Source organism: Chryseobacterium ginsenosidimutans, from assembly GCF_024807225.1.
In the GTDB taxonomy this organism is placed as follows: Bacteria; Bacteroidota; Bacteroidia; order Flavobacteriales; family Weeksellaceae; genus Chryseobacterium; species Chryseobacterium ginsenosidimutans.
In genome coordinates this window covers 746,824-768,433 of the sequence record NZ_JANUCO010000001.1, presented here as the reverse complement: position 1 = coordinate 768,433, position 21,610 = coordinate 746,824, and the positions used below count along the sequence as shown (strand labels likewise).

The following is a 21,610-nucleotide window of genomic DNA, read 5'->3' as shown; positions in this document are numbered from 1 at the left end:
GATTATTAATTTGAGTATCCAGGGTTCTGAACAACAGGAGTTCCAGGAACATTAACCTCTACTCTTGGAATTGGGAAAGCTAATAAATTATTCCCAATATTTCTTACTGTACCGGCAGCTCCCGCAGTATTTCTCTGAGTAATTGGCTGTCCTCTTCTTAAAAGGTCAAACATCCCAAATCCTTCTCCTACAAATTCTTTCTTTTTTTCTTGATAAATATCATTAAGAGTTACAGAAGTAACAGGAGTGTAATTTAATATTCTATTTTGTAAAATAGTATTATAATAAGTTACAGCCTTACTTGCAGTCCCTCCTGGATTTAATTCAGCTTCAGCTCCATTTAACAAGGCTTCTTCATATCTAACTAACTTAATATTATCAAAGGTATTAATATATTTGCCCGTCAACACCAAAGCAGTACTGATACCTGACAATCTAATATCATTAGTATTATAAGATGTTCTAAGTGCCGTTAAAACCTTCATATTACCATATCCATTGGGAGCAACTAAAAGCTTGTATGACGTAGAAGTAGTCCCTAAGTCCCCTAATGTCCCGATAGCTAATTCAAACATGGAGTTTTGTGCAGAAGTACTTCTAAAGCTATTAGCATAGTCTCCTCTTCCGATTACTGAATATTTGTTTGCAGCAACAATCTCATTAACAAGAGTTCTTACTCTAAGATAATCCCCCTTGTAAAGATAATACCTTGTCATTAAAGTTTTTACCGATATTGTATTTAATACAGTTTTATCTGTTCCATCCAATGTCGGACTCATTAAAGCGATAGCCTGATCAAAATCGTTTTCAATTTGAGTACGAGTTTGCGCCACTGATGATCTTGCCTGAAGTGCTGTTGGATCATATTTTGTAGGAGTAACAACACCAAGTGTACCACCAGCATATTCTTGTCCATACAATCTTAAAGCATCAAAAAGAGCTAATGCTCTAGCTGCATACGATTGACCTTTTAGATAATTTGCCTTAGCTGTTATAACCGCAGGATCGGCACTTGACTTCCAAGTAAGCGGAGTTGCCGGTTGATTATTTATTACTGTATTTGCCAAAGCTACTACTCTATACATTTGTGTATAAGGTCCAGATGCGTAAGCGTCATTTGATACCATAGAGTAGTTACTTACAGTATTGTAGTAACCACTAGCATTATTAGAAAACATATTATCACTTCTGACTTCAGCAATCATAGGAAAATCACATCCATAATACGATGCACTCCTCATTGCATTATATTGCCCTCTTACGGTAGATTCTAATTCCTCAATTGATACAAGAGGTCTCTGTTCGATTGACTGAAAAAATTCTGTTTCGACAAAATCATCACTGCAAGATGTTAATACTGTTCCTGCAGACATGCATATGAATGCATATTTTAATATACTATTTTTCATTTTTATCTTCTTTTTTAAAATTGCAGGTTAAAACCTAATGAATACGTTTTCTGTATTGGTAAGTTAAGGTTATTTGTAGTAGTTAAATTATTTTCGGGATCAAACCTTAAAGTATCGTCATACAGATGAGTCCAGATGTTATTTCCTTGTACATACACTTCAAATGAAGTCATTCCGCTTCCTTTAAGCATATTAGCGTTAAACTTATACCCAATTTTAATATTACTTAATCTGAAATAATCTGTTTTAGATAAATATCTTGTTGATATTCTATTTGATAAAGTTGCATTATTATAGATTGGCTTTGGATTTGCCGCATTAGGATTTTGTGGAGTCCAAAAATCAAGTTGATCTGTTGACCCAGCATAGTTATAAGTATATTGTCCATCTGACTGTGTATAATTAGCCCAGTCATTGATAACTTTTCCTCCAAAACCGTAAGTTGCTAAAGCCTCTAAACTAAATCCTTTGTATGCTACTCTAGTATTAATACCACCATAATATTTCGCAAAGTTACTACCTTGAACAGCCAGCTGTGCATCATTATAATTCGAAGTTGTTTCTCCATCCATACCGTTTTTATACCATAGAGCATTTCCATTGGAAGGATCTACTCCAGCCCATTTTCTCATATAGTATGTTCCAACTGCTTCCCCTTGTCTAAGAATTGTTGAACCCGAAATAATATCTTGACCTCCGTAAAGTTCGGTAAGTTCATTTTTTAATGTGCTGAAATTACCTCCTAATGACCAAGAGAAATTATCATTATTAAAAATTTCACCATTTACAGTAAACTCCCATCCTTTATTAACTAATGAACCTACATTTACATCATACGAAGCTAATCCTTGAGCTAACGAAAGCGGTTGACCAAAAACTAAATCATTTGTCTTCTTGCTATAGTACTCAGCAGTGAAAGTCAATCTATTCTTAAATAAACCTGCATCAATCCCTACACTTAAAGGACTAATACTCTCCCATCTTAAATCAGGATTATATACTCCTCCATAAGTTGCAGCTGCTAAATCATTATAATTTGTTGTAAAAGCATACAATGAATAAGGACTACTAGAAATCTGATTTCCAACTTTACCGTAAGAAGCTCTTAGCTTGAATAATGAAATCTGATTGAGATTCTTTATAAAATCAATTCTTGCCAAATCAGCAGCTAAACCAACAGAGTAAAAATCTCCCCATTTCTGATCTCTGGTAAAGTTTGATAATGCATCTCTTCTATATGATGCATCAAATGTAATCATTTTATCAAAGTTATAATTGAAAGCCACAGCATACCCTGTTCTTGAACTTTTACCTCTTTCTCCTAAAAATGAAGCAGGTTTAACAAAATTACTTAACGACTCTAATGTTGGAGAAACCTACTGAAGTAGCACCTGCTCCTACAGCATGATTTTGTCTTTGATATGCTTCTTGAATCAAACGTACATCAAAATTATTTTTCTCTCCAACTTTAAAGTTATAACTTAAAATATTTTGTAAGTTCCAATTGAAAAATCTTTCAATTGATTCTGTTTTTCTACCGTTTACCTGATAGCCATCACCATGAACGGGATTTAGGTAAGTATTATTTTCAACATTCAAAAACTCTCCCCCTAAAACGAATCTATATGTCAGATTCTTTAGAATTTTATAGTCAGCATTTAAATTTGCAAAAACTCTTGCTGTTTCAGCTCTGTAATAATTATGATCCGCCAGATATGCGTTATTGAATAAATTGTTACTCAATCTTCCGGCTGTTCCCAAATTGTAACTTCCGTCCGCATTATAAGCCGCATCTGTTGGTCTAGCAAATAGCTCTGTTAAAATCGGGTTTGCAAAAGCTCCACCATTATTCAGTGTATTAATTCTACTGTAAGCCAATTGAATATCTGAACCAATCTTCAATCTGTCTGACGCATCATAATTTACTTTACTTGTGAAAGACATTCTTTTGAAATCGGAACCTTTTATTTCACTTTCTTGTAAAAAATAGCTTGCTGAATTGTAATATGTAACTTTATCATTCCCTCCACTAATAGATGCATTAATAGATTGTTGGTATGCCGTTCTGCTTAAGGCTTTTCTCCAATCGGTATTATTAGTTGTTGTATAAATATTTTGAAGATCTGCCCCATAATCACCATTAACCGCATTGGTTATAAACTGTTGTGGAGTAAAAGGAGCCGTTTCACCTAATGCAGCAGGGTTATTAGCAAATGTATATGATAATAAATATCTATATTGATCAGTATTCAAACCTCTTTGACCTTCAATTGCTCTTGAATTAGTACCATGTTCAAAATTGATACTAATTTTAGGCTTGCCTTTTTTACCTGATTTAGTGGTAATAATCACAACACCAGCTCCTGCATCAGCTCCGTATATAGCGGTAGAAGCCGCATCTTTAAGCACAGTCATACTTTCAATATCATCTGTGTTTAGGTTTGCCAATGCATTTGCAGTAATTGCCCCTCTAGTTAAATCTCCTGAAGTAACTCTAATTCCATCTACAATATAAATAGGATTAACACCTCCATTTACCGAAGCAATACCTCTAACTCTTACAGAGGCAAATCCACCAGGTTGCCCTGAAGCGTTCCCTGTTTGTACACCAGAAACTCTTCCTTGCAACATTTTATCTACCGATGCTACCGGAACATTTTCAATTGCATCTGATTTAATAGTTCCAACAGCTCCCGTTAATTCTGTAACAGCTCTTTTCTGCCCGAAGCCTACCATAACAACTTCTTCAATCTGTTGCTCTTTTACGGTATCTTGCTTTGCTTTTTGTGCTAAAACTGTTTGTCCTCCTATAAAGAACAACACACCTGCACTTAATACACTTAATTTCACATTCATATTAATAAATTTAAGAATAACAAATATGTTAATAAATTTTAACACTCGCAATTTTTTCACATTAATATCTTTTTATAATATTTTAACACATATTAAATCAAAAAAAGCAAAATTAACAATATTTATATATTAAATTTAATAATAATTAATTAAAATAAATAATAGCTATTTAGTTTCAATTTTAACGTTTATTAAATAATTATTAAAAAACTATTTAGAATAATTCTAAATTTATTTACACAAAAAAACCACTCTTTTTCAAGAGTGGTTTATATTATATCAAAAATTGAATTATTTCAACTTTTTCTTCACAGCAACTTCTTCGTAAACTTCAAGAATATCACCTTGTTCGATATCATTATAGCCTTTCAGGTTCAATCCGCATTCGTAACCTTTTGTTACTTCTTTTACGTCATCTTTGAAACGCTTCAAGCTTTCAAGTTTCTCCGTCGAATTTAACGATACCGTCTCTCAAGACTCTTACTTTTGAATTTCTTGCAACTTTTCCTGAAAGAACCATACATCCGGCAATTGTACCAACTTTAGAGATTTTGAATACTTCTCTAATTTCAACACTACCGATTACCTGTTCTTTAATTTCAGGAGAAAGCATACCTTCCATTGCTTCTTTCACTTCTTCAATAGCGGCGTAGATTACAGAGTAGTTTCTGATTTCAATCTCTTCTTTATCCGCAAGATCTTTTGCATTGGCACCAGCTCTTACATTAAATCCGATAATGATTGCATCTGAAGCAGCCGCTAAGTTAACGTCAGATTCAGTGATCTGTCCAACACCTTTATGAAGGATATTTACGTTGATCTCAGCAGTAGAAAGTCTTTGTAACTGATCTGATAATGCTTCAACAGAACCATCCACGTCACCTTTAAGGATAATGTTTAATTCTTTGAAATCACCAAGAGCAATTCTTCTACCCAATTCTTCAAGTGTAGTATGTTTCTTAGTTCTGATAGAAAGTTCTCTCTGAAGCTGCTCTCTCTTATTAGCGATCGTTTTAGCTTCACTTTCATCTTCATAAACCTTGAATTTATCCCCTGCAGTAGGAGCTCCATCAAGACCTAGAATAGTGATAGGAATTGAAGGTCCCGCTTCCGGAAGGCTTCTACCTCTTTCGTCAAGCATTGCTTTTACCTTACCGTGGTTTTTACCTGCCAATACATAATCTCCAACTTTTAAAGTTCCTGACTGTACCAACATGGTAGCCACATATCCTCTACCTTTATCCAACGATGCTTCAATAACAACACCTTGTGCGTTTCTATTAGGATTAGCTTTTAATTCAAGCATTTCTGCCTGAAGCAATACTTTTTCTAATAACGTATCTACATTGTTACCGAATTTTGCTGAAATTTCCTGAGCCTGAACATTTCCACCCCATTCTTCCACCAAAATATTCATTCCGGAAAGTTGCTGACGAATATTGTCCGCATTGGCACCCGGTCTATCAATTTTATTGATTGCAATAATCATTGGTACACCTGCAGCCTGTGCGTGAGAAATAGCTTCTTTCGTTTGAGGCATCACATCATCATCGGCAGCAATTACAATAATTGCAATATCCGTGATTTGTGCACCTCTCGCTCTCATCGCAGTAAAGGCTTCGTGACCCGGAGTATCTAAGAATGTAATTCTTTGACCGTTTTCCAATTTCACGTTGTAAGCACCAATATGCTGTGTAATACCACCAGATTCACCTGCAATTACGTTAGTTTTTCTAATGTAATCCAATAATGAAGTTTTACCGTGGTCTACGTGTCCCATTACTGTTACGATCGGAGCTCTTGGTAATAGATCTTCTTCAGAATCAATAATTTCTTCTGCTTCAGATTCTCCAAGATCTGCATCAGAGAATTCGATTTTATAACCAAATTCGTCTGCTACCAATAATAAAGTATCAGCTTCCAATCTTTGGTTCATGGTAACCATTACACCTAATGAGAAACAAGCAGAAATTACTTCTGTAGGAGACACGTTCATTAAACTCGCCAATTCACCAACCGTGATGAATTCCGTTACTTTTAATGTTCTGTCTTGCGCATCAATTTCTTGCTGACGCTCGTCTTGTTCTCTACGGAAGTTTCTCTTATCTTTTCTGTGTTTAGCAGATTTGGATTTACCTCCTTTATTTGTTAATTTTTCAAGGGTTTCCTTGATCTGGTTTTTAACTTGCTCGTCTGTTAATTCAACAGGCATTGTTCTTTGCCCAGGTCTGTTGTTGTTTCCAAAACGGTTTCCACCACCTTGTCCTGCAGGACGGTTTTGTCCGCCTTGACCAGGAGGTCTGTTTCCTTGAGGACCACCAGGACGGTTTTGACCACCTTGACCAGGAGGACGGTTTCCTTGAGGACCACCAGGACGGTTTTGCCCACCTTGACCAGGAGGACGGTTTCCTTGAGGACCACCTTGCCCTGGAGGACGGTTTCCTTGTCCACCACCTTGGTTGTTGTTGTTATTTCCGCCTTGCTGATTATTGTTTCCACCTTGTTGGTTGTTACCTCCAGGTTTTTCAATTCTCTTTCTTTTCTTCTTCGCTCCGGCTCCTTTAGGTGCGAATTGTGTTAAATCAATTTTTTCTCCGACGATCTTAGGACCGTCAAGTTTTTGATACACAGTTTCAATTTTTTGAGGTTCCTGTGGTTCCTCAACAGCTGGTTTTTGAGGCTCGGCTTTCACCTCAACAGGCTTAGCTACGGGCTGCTCAACAACCGGTTTCGGAGTTTCCTTCACAGGCTGTGCTGCTACTGGTTTTTCAATAGGTTTTTCCTCTGCTTTTTTCTCCTCCACTTTAGGTTTATCTTTTTTAGTTGGTCTATTTCTAGATTCTATTTGAGACAAATCTATTTTATCCAGAACTTTAAATTCCTGTTTTTCAGGTGTTGCCTTTACTTCCGGCTCTGGTGTTGCTGGTCTCACTTCTTCTTCTTTTTTCTTTTCTTCAACAACAGGTGCCGCTGCAGGAGCAACCGGAATTTCTTCCACTTCAGGTTTTTTAGGCTCTAAGTCTATTTTACCTAAAATTTTAGTTTCTGGTTTATTAGCTTTAGCTCTTATTACTTCAGGTGTTTTCTTTTCTTCAATCTCCAGTTTTTCTTCCGGAACTTTAGTAATTACCACCTCATGGGAAGCTTTTCTTTGCTCGCCATCTTTGGCAAACTCAGCTTCCAATGCAGAATATGCCGCTTCTTCTAATTGAGCGTTAGGATTGCTTTCAACCTCGATACCCTTAGCTTGTAAAAATTCCACTAATCTGGACATCGAAATGTTGAATTCCTTAACCGCTTTATTTAATCTTATTTTTGGCATCTATATTATTTACTATTTTTTTAATTCTTAAAATTAAAGTATTTCTTTTTACTGTTCATTAAAATTTCATTAAAATCTTAATCTTCAAATTCTTCTCTTAAAATACGTTTTACATCTTCGATAGTTTCCTCCTCAAGATCGACCATATTTAATAGACTCTCAGTTTCTTTATCCAAAACCGATTTGGCAGTAGTAAGACCTACTTTTTTAAATTCATCCAAAATCCACTGCTCGATATCGTCATTAAATTCTCTCAAATCAACATCGTCATCCTCGCTAGCTTCTCTATACACATCAATTTCGTATCCTGACAACCAAGAAGCCAGTCTGATATTCTGTCCTTGCTTACCGATTACTTTAGAAATCTCTTCAACCGGAGTATAAACTAATGCATAGTTTGCCTCTTCGTTGATGTCGATTTTATTAACTGTTACGTTTCCTAAAGCTCTCTTCACCAAGATCTCAGGGTTTTTCGACCACTGAATAACATCGATGTTTTCATTTTTCAACTCTCTTACCACTCCGTGAATTCTTGAACCTTTCACACCCACACAAGCTCCTACAGGATCAATTCTGTCGTCGTAAGCATCTACTGCAATCTTAGCCTTCTCACCAGGAATTCTTACTACCTTTTTCAATATGATAGTACCATCCTGGATTTCAGGGATCTCCAGCTCTAATAATTTCTCTAGGAATTTAGGCGCAGTTCTGGAAATAATAATCTGTGGTTTTGAACCTTTGAAATCTACTGTTTCCACAATAGCTCTGATATTCTCACCTTTTTTAAAGAAATCCGATGGAATCTGATTTTCTTTAGGCAAAATGAATTCGTTTCCTTCATCATCCAGCAAGATCACATGTTTGTGACGGATGTGGTGAATTTCTCCTACCACAATCTCCCCGATTCTGTCTTTAAACTGCTCGTACAACATTGCATTGTTGTGCTCCTGCAATTTAGTAGCTAAAATCTGTTTCAGAGTAAGGATATTTCTTCTTCCTAACTGAGCAACAGGAATTTCCATTGTAAAATCTTCTCCAACTTCAAAAGTAGGATCAATTTTCTTAGCTTCAGAGATCTCGATTTCCAAATCATCGTCTTCAGACATCTCGTCGTCTACGATTGTTTTATTTAAAAAAATCTGAAAATCTCCTTTATCAGGGTTTACAATCACATCAAAATGATCATCCGAATCGTATCTTTTTCTCAAAAGTGTCTTCAGTGAATCCTCAATAATTGCCATAAGATCAATCTTACTGATCCCTTTTTCGTCTTTAAAATCACCAAAGGATTCAATCAACGCTATATTGTCCATCTATTCTTTTTTCTTTTAAAATTTAATTGTTACTAATGCTTTTTTAATCTCAGAGTGCGGAATTTCTTGTTCCTCCTCCACATCTACTTTACCTTTACCTACCTCTTTCGGTTTGCGGTAACGCAGAATAAGCGTAATCTTTTCTTCATCTACTTTAGCCAATTCGCCTTCAATTTTCTCAGAGTTATTTAATAAAACTTCAATTTCTCTTCCTAAATTTTTAGCAAACTGTCTCGGAGTTGCAAGAGGCTCACTCAATCCCGCCGACATTACCTGTAAGCTGAAATCATGCTCCTCACGATCCATATTGAATTCTATAGCACGACTTGCATCAAGGCAGTCCTGCAAAGAAACTCCGTTGTCACCATCTAAAATCACCGTGATGTCATCCCCCGCAGAAAACTTTAAATCGATAAGAAATAAATCTTTTCTGGTTTCAAGGAATTCATTTAATAGTTCTTCAATTCTTTTTCTAAACTCCATAAATTATTTGAAATCTTTGATTTACTGTACGAAAAAAGGCTTTCTTCCGAAGGCCTTCCCATTATTTTCTGTAAATCCAATGCAAAGATACAAATTTTTATTAAAAAATCAAAACATCTTATTATCAATAGGATAAGTTAATATTTATTTACATTAAATTAAGGGTCTTAATGATTGTATTTTTACTATTTTTGTTGCTTAATTTTTAAAAACATACATTTTGAATATTACTATTGTAGGAACAGGTTATGTCGGGTTAGTTACAGGAACAACTTTGGCAGAACTTGGCAATTCAGTATACTGTGTAGATATTGATGAGAAAAAAGTAGAAGGTATGAAAAACGGCGTAGTTCCCATCTATGAGCCGAATCTTGAAGAAATGTTTCTCAGAAACATCCAAGCTGAGAGATTGTTTTTCACGACCAATTTAAAAGAAGCCTTAGACAAAAGCGAAGTTATTTATCTTGCTCTCCCAACTCCTCCGGGAGAAGACGGTTTCTGCAGATCTTTCTTATGTACTGAAAGTAGCGAACGACATCGGAGAAATGATGACAGAATATAAAGTTGTTGTGAATAAAAGTACCGTTCCCGTAGGTACAGCCGACAGAGTGAGCGAAGTAATTGCTTCAAAAACCAACATCGCTTTCGACGTAGTTTCTAATCCCGAATTTTTAAGAGAAGGTTTTGCCGTTGAAGATTCTATGAATCCAGCGAGAGTGGTTGTAGGATCTAGCTCTGATAAAGCAAAAGATATTATGGCTAAAATTTATCAGCCATTTACCAACACCGGTATTCCTATTATATTTATGGATGAGAAATCATCAGAATTAACGAAATACGCTGCCAATTCATTTTTAGCTGTAAAAATTACATTTATGAATGAAATTGCCAATTATTGCGAAAAAGTAGGTGCAGACGTAGATAAAGTAAGACTGGGAATGGGAAGTGACGACAGAATCGGACACCGATTTTTGTTCCCGGGAATCGGATACGGAGGAAGCTGTTTCCCGAAAGATGTAAAAGCCTTAATCAACTCAGGAAAGCAGGAAGATTTTAATTTCCAGATCCTAGAAGCGACAGAAAACGTAAATATTGCCCAAAAAGTAATCCTAGTTTCAGAAATTGAAAAATATTTCGGCGGAAACATCGAAGGAAAAACGATTGCTTTATGGGGATTGGCTTTCAAAGCAAATACAGACGACATCAGAGAAGCTTCTTCTTTGGACAATATTGATCTTTTATTGAAAAAAGGAGCAAAAATCGTTGCTTACGACGCTGTTGCAGAAAGCAATGTGCAGAAACTTCTTGGAGATAAAATACAATATGCCAAAAGCATGTATGAAGCGCTGGAAAATGCAGATGCCTTATTTATAGCTACAGAATGGTCGGAATTCAAAAATCCGAACTTTGAATTGATGGCTAAAAAAATGAAAAATAAAGCAATTTTCGACGGAAGAAATATGTATCCGTTGGAAATTCCTGAGCAAAACGGATTCTATTATAAAAGTATTGGACGTAAAACAATTGTAAATTAATCAGATGAAAAATATAATTATCACAGGAGGAGCAGGATTCATCGGTTCCCATGTTGTAAGAGAATTTGTAAAAAATAATCCCGACACAAAAATCATCAATCTTGATGCGCTTACCTACGCGGGAAACCTTGAAAACCTAAAGGACATTGAAAATGAGCCTAATTATGTTTTCGAAAAAGCAGACATCACAAAACCTGAAGAACTTAGAAAAGTTTTTGAAAAATATAATCCTGATGCTGTTGTACACCTGGCTGCAGAAAGTCATGTCGACAGAAGCATCACAGATCCGATGGCGTTCATCAACACCAATGTAAACGGAACTGCCAATCTTCTGAATCTTTGTAAAGAATTCTGGACATTAAATCCGGATCATACGCACGGAAGATTCCCGAATGAGAAAAGAACAAACTTATTTTATCACGTTTCTACGGACGAAGTTTACGGAAGCTTAGGTGAAACAGGGTTCTTTTTAGAAACAACAGCTTACGATCCGCAATCTCCATATTCTGCTTCAAAAGCAGCTTCTGACCATTTGGTGAGAGCTTACGGAAACACGTATGGAATGCCGTTTATCGTTTCAAACTGTTCAAACAACTACGGACCAAATCATTTCCCTGAAAAACTGATTCCTCTTTGTATTTCTAATATTCTTAATGAAAAACCATTGCCCATTTACGGCGACGGAAAATATACAAGAGACTGGTTATTTGTAATCGATCATGCCAAAGGAATTCATCAGATTTTTAATGAAGCCAAAACAGGAGAAACTTACAACATCGGAGGTTTCAACGAGTGGCAGAATATCGATCTGGTAAAAGAATTAATTAAACAAATGGATGAAAAATTAGGAAACCCTGAAGGACATTCAGAAAAATTAATTACTTATGTGAAAGACAGACCAGGTCACGACAAACGTTACGCAATTGATGCAACTAAATTAAATTCAGAGCTTGGATGGAAACCGTCTGTAACTTTTGAAGAAGGGTTGGGAAAAACAATCGATTGGTATCTTGAAAACAAAGACTGGCTGGAGAATGTAACAAGCGGAGATTACCAGAAATACTACGAAACACAATATAATTAATACGAAACACAAAATTCATGAAAGGAATAATATTAGCCGGAGGTTCCGGAACAAGACTTTACCCTCTTACCATTGCCGTAAGTAAGCAATTAATGCCTGTTTATGACAAACCCATGATTTATTATCCGCTGTCAACGTTGTTGTTGGCAGGGATTAAAGATATTTTAATTATCACGACTCCTCACGATCAGGAAGGATTCGTTAAGCTTTTAGGCGACGGTTCACAAATCGGCTGTAATATCGAGTATGTGGTACAGCCAAGTCCGGACGGATTAGCACAGGCATTTATTTTAGGTGACAAATTCATTGGGGATGATTCTGCAGCATTGGTGTTGGGAGACAATATTTTCTACGGTTCCGAAATGGGAACTCTGCTTAAAAACAAGACAAATCCGGAAGGAGGTGTTGTTTTTGCCTACCACGTTTCAGATCCTGAAAGATATGGTGTTGTAGAATTTGATGACGATTTCAAAGCCGTTTCTATTGAAGAAAAACCTTTGACACCAAAATCAAATTACGCTGTTCCCGGTCTTTATTTCTATGACAATGAAGTTGTGGAAATTGCAAAAAACATTCAGCCTTCTCCGAGAGGCGAACTGGAAATCACAGACGTTAACAACGTTTATCTTCAAAAAGGGAAACTTGAAGTCGGCGTTCTCGATAGAGGAACAGCTTGGCTGGATACAGGAACATTCGATTCTCTGAACGATGCTTCCGAATTTGTACGAGTAATCGAAAAGAGACAGGGTTTCAAAATCGGATGTATCGAAGAAATTGCTTTCCGAAATAAATTCATCAACGAAGAGAAATTACTGGAAACCGCTATTAAATACGGAAAAAGTGGTTACGGAGAATACCTGAAACAACTGGTACGTAAATAAGTAATCAACATTAATAAATTCGAAAACTATTGGCTTTATGGCTAATAGTTTTTGTTTGTACTGACAAAAATTAATACATTAGTTGTTAATTTCCTGTTTTATGTGAATGATGTTTCACAATACATGAAATTAGGAATCAATTAATTATTTATAAATTTGCATTAAATTTCTACACAGATGAATGAACCACAACAAAAGTGGACCGAAACGATTGGAGCCGACCATTCTTTATTTGACCTGAAGTTGAAAGAGGTCTGGAGATATAAAGATCTTATTTACATGTTTGTAAAAAGAGATTTTATATCCAGTTTTAAACAGACGATTTTAGGACCAATCTGGTTTTTTATTAATCCTATTTTAACAACCATTGTCTATCTGGTAGTTTTTGGAAGAATTGCCAATCTTCCTACAGACGGAGCACCACCCTTATTATTTTATCTTGCAGGTGTTACTCTTTGGAATTATTTTTCTTCCTGTCTTTTAGGAACATCTTCCACATTCGTAGGAAATGCTACTATTTTTGGGAAAGTATATTTTCCGAGATTGGTTACCCCCTTATCAATCGTAATCTCAAACTTAATGCGTTTTGGGGTACAATTCCTACTATTTATCATTGCTTGGATATATTATTTTTCAAAAGGAGAAGTTCATGCCAATCTATGGATTTTAGCGACTCCTCTTCTTATTATTTTAATGGCACTTTTTGCTTTAGGAGTAGGAATGATTTTCTCTGCATTAACCACAAAATATAAAGATCTGAGTATGCTGTTAGGATTTGGTGTCAGCTTGTATATGTATGCAACACCTGTTATTTATCCCACCTCAGCTTTACCTGATTTCTTAAAAAAAATATCATTTTACAATCCATTGACAGGTATTTTTGAATGTTTCAAATACGCATGGCTTGGTGTTGGAGATTTTTCTCCATTAATGCTGATAATTAGTACATTTATTATCCTTATCTTATTAATAATTGGTACATTTATCTTCAACAAGGTTGAAAAAACCTTCATGGATACCGTTTAAAAAATTTATTAATTTCCCAAATTAAATAAAAATGCTGGCTTTAAAAGCAGAAAACATATCAAAACAATATCGTCTGGGACAAGTAGGAACAGGCACATTATCTCATGATCTTAACCGATTTTGGCATAAGGTAAGAGGAAAAGAAGACCCTTATCTGAAAATCGGAGAAGTAAATGACAGAACCAAAAAAGGAACTTCCGAGTACGTTTGGTCGCTTCGTGATATTGATTTTGAAATTAAACAAGGAGATGCTGTCGGGATCATTGGAAGAAACGGAGCCGGAAAATCCACTCTATTAAAACTTTTAAGTAAAGTAACAAAACCTACCACAGGTAAAATATATACCAACGGAAGAATCGCTTCATTATTAGAAGTTGGAACAGGGTTTCACCCTGAAATGACAGGTCGTGAAAACGTATTTTTGAATGGAGCAATTCTTGGAATGACCCGTAAAGAAATTGCAAGAAAATTTGATGAAATTGTAGATTTCTCAGGGGTTGAAAGATATATTGACACTCCCGTAAAAAGATATTCGTCCGGAATGTACGTTCGTTTGGCATTTGCTGTTGCCGCTCACTTAGAATCTGAGATATTGATTGTAGATGAAGTTTTAGCAGTTGGAGATGCCGATTTTCAGAAAAAATGTTTGGGCAAAATGAATGATGTTGCGAAAGGCGAAGGAAGAACCATCCTTTTTGTAAGTCACAACATGACTGCTGTAAAAGAACTTTGCAACAAAGGTATTCTTCTCAATCAGGGTACTCTTACTTATGAAGGCGACATGCTGAATACCATTATAGAATATCAAAAAAGTAGTTCTACTGCAACATATTATCATTATAATGGAGATATCAGCAAAGCTTTGGGAAATGATAATATCAGAATAAAAGAATTTTCAGTGACCCCTATTCATGGAGATCTTATCGATATTGATTCCGGAGTAAGGGTAAAACTGACTTTCCAGAATAATATTTCTAACATCAATCTGGATACAACATTCGAATTGCGAAATTATGAAGAGCTTGTCATTTTCCACGTAGGAAAACTTATTACTGAGGATAATGATTCTAAAGTTGGAGATTATACCGTAGAATTTGACATTCCTGCAGGTTTAATAAATGCCGGAAATTATTATTTTAAACTAATTTTCGGGAAAAATCAGACAGAAGTCTTATTCAATATCGACAATTTCGTCGGCTTTGAAGTGGAGAATGTAAAAGTTGGCAGCAAACTGCATATTTATCCGGGAATTACAAGACCTAATTTTGATTATAAAGTACAAATGCCATGATTCCAAAAATAATTGAACTTCCCAAGATATATGACAAAAGAGGAAATCTTTCCTTTTTTCAACATCCCAATCAGCTTCCTTTCGAGATCAAGAGAACGTATTGGATCTATGATGTTCCGGGAGGAGAAGTAAGAGGAAGTCATGCTTTTAAAGAACAGCAGGAATTTATTATTGCGCTTTCAGGAAGCTTTGATGTAGTTATCAATGATGGGACAGAAGAGCAAAGATTTTCTTTAAACAGATCATACTACGGATTGTATATTCCGAAAATGTACTGGCGAAGATTAGAAAATTTCTCAACCAATTCTTTGGCGCTTATCGTTTCCGATCAATCATACAATGAGGCCGATTATATAAGAGATTTTGAAGAATTTAAAAAGCTTACCCATGAAAAATAAACCCTCAGTATTTAGTTGTAGCGTTATAGATTTGGGTAAAATCAATTTTGATGAAGGAAATCTTACTGTGGTTGAAAACAACTCAGACTTTCCTTTTGATGTTAAAAGAATATTTTATTTATATGATATTGCCGGTGGAGAAAGCCGTGGAGCTCATTCCCACAAAGAATGCCACCAGTTTCTGATTGCCGCAAGCGGAAGCTTTGAGGTTTCCTTAGATGATGGTAAATTTAAAAGACAGGTTTTCCTCAATCGTCCTGACATCGGGTTACATATACCACCCGGAATCTGGGCTTCGGAAATTAATTTTTCTTCAGGGGCAATTTGCTTAGTCTTAGCTTCTCACACGTATAACGAACAAGATTATGTGAGAGATTATGACACATTTTTAAAAACACAAAATGAAATATAAAATTCACAATTTAGCTGATGTTCAGACCGAAAGCATAGGAGAAAACACCATGATATGGCAATTCTGTGTCGTGTTAATAGGTGCAGAAATTGGTAAAAATTGCAATATCAACTGTAATGTTTTTATTGAAAATGATGTGAAAATAGGTGACAATGTTACCATAAAACCCGGAGTTCAGGTTTGGGACGGAGTTACTTTAGAAGACAATGTTTTTATCGGTCCGAATGTGACTTTCACTAATGATTTAGTTCCACGTTCAAAACAATATCCTGTAGAATTTAGTAAAACCTTAGTAAAAAAAGGAGCATCTATTGGTGCAAATACAACCGTTATTGCAGGAAATACCATCGGTGAAAATTCATTAATCGGAGCAGGAAGTGTCGTGACAAAAGATATTCCAGCAAATACGGTTTGGTTTGGAAATCCCGCAAAACATACAGGTTACATTACTTCTGAAGGAAAAATATTAGATTTAAAAATGACTGATAAAGAAGGTAATTCTTATGATTTCCTAAATGATGAATTTTTGAAAAATGATTAAACCATTAACTTCTTTAAGGTTCTTCTTTGCTTTTTAGATCATCTATTTATCTTCAAAAACATTGGTTTATTTGGGTGAGATAAGTTTCGGATTTTATCTGATTCACTATTTAGTTATAACATATTTAATGAAATACAATGGTTTAATGGGCATTTATTTGAAAGGCATTCCCTTTGCTGCAGCAATGTTCATCATTACACTTATTACCAGTATATTTGCTTTTGAGGTAATAGAAAAACCATTTAATAAAAAAATAAAAAATTTATTATCATGATTAAGTTCCTTGATTTACAAAAAATCAATTTAACACATCAAGAAGAAATAGAAAACAGATTATTACAGACATTCCGTTCCGGTTGGTATTTAATGGGTAATGATCTTAAGCAATTCGAAAAAAATCTTGCTGAATATATTGGAGCAGAACATGCGATTGGCGTTGCCAATGGATTAGATGCACTTCGTCTTATCCTTCGTGCTTATATAGAAATGGGAGTAATGAAAAAAGGAGACGAAATTTTGGTTCCTTCAAATACTTATATTGCTTCTATTCTCGCAATTTCAGATAATGGATTAGTTCCTGTTTTGGTAGAACCTGGTATTGAGCATTACAATATCGATATTCATAAAATTGAAGAAAAAATAACTTCAAAAACAAAAGGGATTTTAATTGTCCATCTGTATGGAAGAACGATTTTTTCGGAAGAATTACAAAAATTAGCAGAGAAACACCATCTGAAAATCATTGAAGATAATGCTCAGGCAATTGGTGCAGAATGGAATGGTAAAAAAACAGGGAATCTGGGAGACGCTTCAGGTTTCAGTTTTTATCCGGGGAAGAATCTTGGTGCTTTAGGGGATGCCGGAGCGATTACTACAAATGATGAAGAGCTTACAAAGACAATCAGAGCTTTGGCAAATTATGGTTCAAATCAAAAATATGTTAATATTTATCAAGGTTTAAATTCCAGATTGGATGAAATTCAGGCTGCCGTTTTAGATGTTAAATTAAAATATATTGATGCCGAAAATACAGTCAGACGAAACATAGCAAAACGTTATATCAACGAGGTTTCAAATCCTCAAATCATTCTTCCCGAAAACCCTGAAGATGAAAAAGAACATGTTTGGCACATTTTCGTGATCAGAACACAGAAAAGAGATAGTTTGCAAAGTTATCTTACGGAAAATGGTGTTCAGACATTGATCCATTATCCTATTCCGCCTCATAAACAGCAGGCTTACAAAGAATGGAATGATCTTTCGTTTCCCATCAGTGAAAAAATTCATAATGAAGTTTTGAGTTTACCTATTTCTCCTGTGATGGAAGATGAAGATATAACTAAAGTAATTGAATTATTAAATAAATTCTAATGGAAAGCCCCTTGGTAAGTTTTATTGTTGTTTCTTATAATCATTCGGAATTTATCACCGAATGTTTAGACAGCATAAAAAACCAGACTTATAAAAACTGGGAGCTTATTGTTGCAGACGATGCTTCAAAAGATAAATCTGCGGAAACAGCAAAAAATTGGCTTCAGGAAAATAACGTTTCAGCCAAGACAAACTTTCATACCGAAAATAAAGGTTTTGCAACCACACTGAACGAGTGTGTTGAAATGACGGAAGGGAAATATGTAAATATCATTGCAGCCGATGATTATTTTCACCCTGAGTTTCTGGAGAAAAGTCTTTCTACCCTTGAAAACAAAGGAGAGAAATTTGCTGTAGTTTTTTCTGCAGCTTTTATTGTGAATCAAGATAAAACTATTACTGATTATTATGCAAATTTGGATTTTTATCAAAATGAAAATCAATTCAGAAATATTCTAAAAAAAAGAAATTATGTTTCTACATTAACAGCTTTGGTACGTAAAAGTGCGATAACAGAAACAGGTTTGTACGATAAAAATATACTTCTTGAAGATTATGACAGGTGGTTAAGAATTAATGAAAAATACTTTTTTGCTTTAGTACCTGACAAATTAGCTTATTATAGGCAACATGGTAACAACATTTCTACAATAAGAGAAAGACAAGTATTTGTCGAAGAAATATTGCTCAGAATTAAATATGATACAAGTTTAGTAAATAAATCTGAACTCAATAATAGTATTAAAAAAATATATTTTTCATCTACCAATAAAACTGAACTTAACATAGTATATCAAAAATATAAGCCATATAAAGGTAAAGAACCTTGGTTAAATTTTTGCCTAAAATATAAAATATCACCTAAAATCTATAAATTAAAATACAGATTTCTAAAATAAAATTTAAGTTTTAATTTATTAATAACAAATGGAAAAAAACAAAAAAATATTATTCATCTCTCATGAAGCCTCTCTTTCGGGCGCTCCCATTCTTGTTTTAGATTTAATTAAAAGATTAAAGCAGGAAAAAGAAAACTATATCATTGATGTCTTATTAATAAGAGGTGGAGAATTATATGAAGAATTTGCAAAAGTTTCAAATAATATTGTTGTCGCACATTATCACCTTCAGTCATTTTCTTTTTTACAAAGAAATCTGAAAAGGGTTCAGTCTATTGTTTTCAGAAAAAAAGAAACACAGCAGGACAAAATAAATAAGGTCACCACTACTCTTTTACAGAATGAATATGATCTAGTTTATGGAAATACCATGGAATCTTTGATTTGGACGCTACCCTTCTACAAAAAAGGCATCCCGACTATTGTCGCGATTCATGAGCTTAGCTTCGGAATAGAAAGTACCTATCCAAAAGAATTTATTTTAGAAAACATTTCAAATATCACAAAAATTATTGCCGGTTCACAGGCCGTGGCAGATAATCTTATTGCAAAATATAATGCAGATCCTCAAAAAGTAAATACAGTTCATTCGTTTGTAGATACACTTCTTACCATTGAAAAAGACAAAGGAAGTCTTAAGAACGAACTCAATATCAAAAAAGAGGAACTTATAATCGGTATTGCAAGCTCTCAGGAATTAAGAAAAGGAACGGATATGGTTCCGATGCTTGTGCAAAAAATAAAACAAAAGACAGATCTGAATTTTAAATTTATTAATCTCGGAGGAAATTCAAAAAGTCCTGCTGTACGATGCGCAAAACTGGATGCAGAAAAATTAGAGGTGGAAAATAATATGATTTTTATTGATCATAATAAAACACCCAACGATTACATCAATTTATTTGATATTTTCCTTTTGATGTCTCGTGAAGACCCGTTTCCTTTGGTAATGCTTACTGCTGCAAAACTTAAAAAACCTATTGTAGCCTTCGAAAAAAGTGGTGGAGCGGTAGAATTCTTAGAAAATGGTCATGGAGTTTCTTGCCCCTTATTTGGATTTGGATGCAATGTCGGCAGAAGTTATAAAACTAATGCAAGATCATACTTTAAGACAAACCTATGGTGAAAATATCCATAAAAGATTGGAAGAAGAATATTCCGATAAAAAGCTAGCCGGAAAAATATTTGCAATTATTGATGAATTAGTTTAATATGATTTCCATTGTCATCTCCTCATACCTTCCCCATTATTTTTCTGCGCTTGAAAAGAATATCGCAGAAACAATTGGTATGCCTTATGAAATTATCCGGATTGATAATCCCGGATTGATGGGAATTTGTGAAGCTTATAACAAAGGTGCTGCAAAATCTCAATATGATTATCTTCTTTTTACACATGAAGATATTTTGTTTAAAACCAAGAATTGGGGACAAAAATTGCTTGCGCATTTAGATCAAAAACAAACAGGAATTATCGGTGTGGCAGGCTCATCTTACGTTCCTTCTGCTCCGTCGAGCTGGACGGTTTCAGAAAAATATAATGTTGTAAATATTTCACAGGGAAATAAAGAAAATAACGAATCATTTCCAATCCGTACAACGAAGCAAAACAGAAACAAAGTTTTTGCTGTTGACGGTGTTTTTTTAGGAATAAAAAAAGAAAATTATCTCGATTTTAAATTTAATGACCATTTATTAAAAGGATTCCACGGATATGATCTTGATTTTAGCTTGAGAGTTTCTGAAAAGCTTCAGAATTATGTGGTAGATGATATTCTTATCCAGCATTTTTCGGGCGGAAATCTGGACAAAAAATGGCTAGACTCAAATATCAAAGTGCGGGAAAATATACAGACTGATTTTCAGAAAGAAATTGATCCAACAACAGAGAAAAAAGCTTTTCTAGGTTTTTTATATCAATTTTTTGAATATTATCCTGTTAACAGAAAAAACATTTTACTTACCCTGAAGTTTTATCCTAAAAAACTTAAATTTAAAGATCATTTGGAAATAGCAAAGAAATATTTCAACTACATAAGATACGCCGGAAGTATCAATAAAAAACAAAACACAAAGAATTAAAATTTATAGCAAATAAACATAAGAATATGATCATAGGAAGTGGGCTTATTGCAAATTCATTAAAAAACATAGACTCCGAAGAGAATTTATTTTTCGCTTCGGGAGTCTCTAATTCCCTCGAAACAAGAAGCTCAGAGTTTGAAAGAGAATTTTCGCTTTTGAAAAAAAGTATTGAAGCAAATAGTAATCGCAAATTGGTTTATTTTTCGACATTAAGCGTGAATGACCAATCGAAACAAGACAGTCATTACGTATTACATAAACTGGAAATTGAAGACTTTATCAAAAATAATTGCAGCAATTATCTTATTTTAAGGATAGGAAACATTGTTGGTAAGGGCGGAAACCCAAATACATTATTTAATTTCCTTAAAAACCAGATTGCCAATAACAGCGAATTTAAAGTACACCGCAAAGCAAGAAGATTATTGCTTGATATAGATGATATTCCGAAATTTCTAAGCACGAATTGCCTTACTATAAAAAATAAAACGATTAATTTCGCTTATCCCTTTTACTATGATTTAAAAGAAATTATAGGAGCAATTCAGGATCAGGTTCAAAAAAATGCCAATTATGTTGAGTCTGATGAAGGAGATTTTTATAAAGTAGATTTTGACGACATTACAAACGAATTCTTCACCGGGATTGAACCCAACGAATATTTAAAAATTTTAGCAGAAAAATATATCTAAATTAAAACACAA

The 21,610-nt window shown here is 34.5% G+C and carries 17 protein-coding genes and 2 pseudogenes; 13 read left to right on the top strand and 6 right to left on the bottom strand.

Annotated elements, in window-relative coordinates:
- Positions 1-5: 5 nt before the first annotated feature.
- The 6 genes and pseudogenes from J3D55_RS03740 to rimP all read right to left on the bottom strand — a co-directional run bounded on the left by J3D55_RS03740 (position 6) and on the right by rimP (position 9,383).
- Complete coding sequence (locus J3D55_RS03740) at positions 6-1,409, bottom strand: RagB/SusD family nutrient uptake outer membrane protein (protein ID WP_259128059.1); 1,404 nt, start codon at positions 1,407-1,409, stop codon at positions 6-8.
- Between the two features lie 14 nt (positions 1,410-1,423).
- On the bottom strand, positions 1,424-2,668 hold the full coding sequence (locus tag J3D55_RS03735) for a SusC/RagA family TonB-linked outer membrane protein (protein ID WP_259128051.1): 1,245 nt from the start codon (positions 2,666-2,668) through the stop codon (positions 1,424-1,426).
- A gap of 88 nt (positions 2,669-2,756) precedes the next feature.
- A complete protein-coding gene (locus tag J3D55_RS03730; RefSeq protein WP_259128049.1) occupies positions 2,757-4,265 on the bottom strand; it encodes a TonB-dependent receptor plug domain-containing protein in 1,509 nt (502 codons plus the stop codon).
- Positions 4,266-4,556: 291 nt separating this feature from the next.
- Positions 4,557-7,587 (bottom strand): annotated as a pseudogene (gene infB, locus J3D55_RS03725) (translation initiation factor IF-2).
- Positions 7,588-7,664: 77 nt separating this feature from the next.
- Entirely contained in the window at positions 7,665-8,900 is a 1,236-nt protein-coding gene (gene nusA, locus J3D55_RS03720; protein ID WP_259128047.1) for a transcription termination factor NusA, read from the bottom strand.
- A gap of 15 nt (positions 8,901-8,915) precedes the next feature.
- On the bottom strand, positions 8,916-9,383 hold the full coding sequence (gene rimP / locus J3D55_RS03715) for a ribosome assembly cofactor RimP (RefSeq protein WP_259128045.1): 468 nt from the start codon (positions 9,381-9,383) through the stop codon (positions 8,916-8,918).
- A 220-nt stretch (positions 9,384-9,603) separates the two neighbouring features.
- Between rimP and J3D55_RS03710 the strand changes: the two are divergent.
- The 13 genes and pseudogenes from J3D55_RS03710 to J3D55_RS03650 all read left to right on the top strand — a co-directional run bounded on the left by J3D55_RS03710 (position 9,604) and on the right by J3D55_RS03650 (position 21,598).
- Positions 9,604-10,918 (top strand): annotated as a pseudogene (locus J3D55_RS03710) (UDP-glucose dehydrogenase family protein).
- A gap of 4 nt (positions 10,919-10,922) precedes the next feature.
- Positions 10,923-12,002, top strand: coding sequence for a dTDP-glucose 4,6-dehydratase (rfbB, locus tag J3D55_RS03705; RefSeq protein WP_259128044.1), 1,080 nt, complete (start codon positions 10,923-10,925; stop codon positions 12,000-12,002).
- A 17-nt stretch (positions 12,003-12,019) separates the two neighbouring features.
- Positions 12,020-12,883: a glucose-1-phosphate thymidylyltransferase RfbA gene (rfbA, locus tag J3D55_RS03700; protein ID WP_259128043.1), complete on the top strand. Its 864-nt coding sequence runs from the start codon at positions 12,020-12,022 to the stop codon at positions 12,881-12,883.
- 177 nt (positions 12,884-13,060) lie between these two features.
- The gene (locus tag J3D55_RS03695; RefSeq protein WP_259128042.1) at positions 13,061-13,909 is read left to right on the top strand and encodes an ABC transporter permease; all 849 of its coding nucleotides are present in this window, start codon (positions 13,061-13,063) and stop codon (positions 13,907-13,909) included.
- A gap of 31 nt (positions 13,910-13,940) precedes the next feature.
- Positions 13,941-15,200 (top strand): ABC transporter ATP-binding protein, encoded by a 1,260-nt coding sequence (locus tag J3D55_RS03690; RefSeq protein ID WP_259128041.1) that lies wholly within the window; start codon positions 13,941-13,943, stop codon positions 15,198-15,200.
- The gene (locus J3D55_RS03685) at positions 15,197-15,598 is read left to right on the top strand and encodes a sugar 3,4-ketoisomerase (RefSeq protein WP_259128040.1); all 402 of its coding nucleotides are present in this window, start codon (positions 15,197-15,199) and stop codon (positions 15,596-15,598) included. The genes J3D55_RS03690 and J3D55_RS03685 overlap by 4 nt, the downstream gene beginning before the upstream one ends.
- On the top strand, positions 15,588-16,010 hold the full coding sequence (locus tag J3D55_RS03680) for a sugar 3,4-ketoisomerase (RefSeq protein WP_259128039.1): 423 nt from the start codon (positions 15,588-15,590) through the stop codon (positions 16,008-16,010). The genes J3D55_RS03685 and J3D55_RS03680 overlap by 11 nt, the downstream gene beginning before the upstream one ends.
- Positions 16,000-16,551: an acyltransferase gene (locus J3D55_RS03675; protein WP_259128038.1), complete on the top strand. Its 552-nt coding sequence runs from the start codon at positions 16,000-16,002 to the stop codon at positions 16,549-16,551. Before J3D55_RS03680 ends, J3D55_RS03675 begins: the two co-directional genes overlap by 11 nt.
- Positions 16,552-16,821: 270 nt before the next feature.
- Positions 16,822-17,922, top strand: coding sequence for a DegT/DnrJ/EryC1/StrS family aminotransferase (locus J3D55_RS03670; protein WP_259128037.1), 1,101 nt, complete (start codon positions 16,822-16,824; stop codon positions 17,920-17,922).
- On the top strand, positions 17,922-18,821 hold the full coding sequence (locus J3D55_RS03665; RefSeq protein WP_259128036.1) for a glycosyltransferase family 2 protein: 900 nt from the start codon (positions 17,922-17,924) through the stop codon (positions 18,819-18,821). Before J3D55_RS03670 ends, J3D55_RS03665 begins: the two co-directional genes overlap by 1 nt.
- A gap of 28 nt (positions 18,822-18,849) precedes the next feature.
- On the top strand, positions 18,850-19,947 hold the full coding sequence (locus J3D55_RS03660) for a glycosyltransferase (protein WP_259128035.1): 1,098 nt from the start codon (positions 18,850-18,852) through the stop codon (positions 19,945-19,947).
- 86 nt (positions 19,948-20,033) lie between these two features.
- Positions 20,034-20,903, top strand: a complete 870-nt coding sequence (locus J3D55_RS03655; protein WP_259128034.1) for a glycosyltransferase — start codon at positions 20,034-20,036, stop codon at positions 20,901-20,903.
- Positions 20,904-20,929: 26 nt separating this feature from the next.
- Entirely contained in the window at positions 20,930-21,598 is a 669-nt protein-coding gene (locus tag J3D55_RS03650; protein WP_259128033.1) for an NAD-dependent epimerase/dehydratase family protein, read from the top strand.
- Positions 21,599-21,610 lie beyond the last annotated feature (12 nt).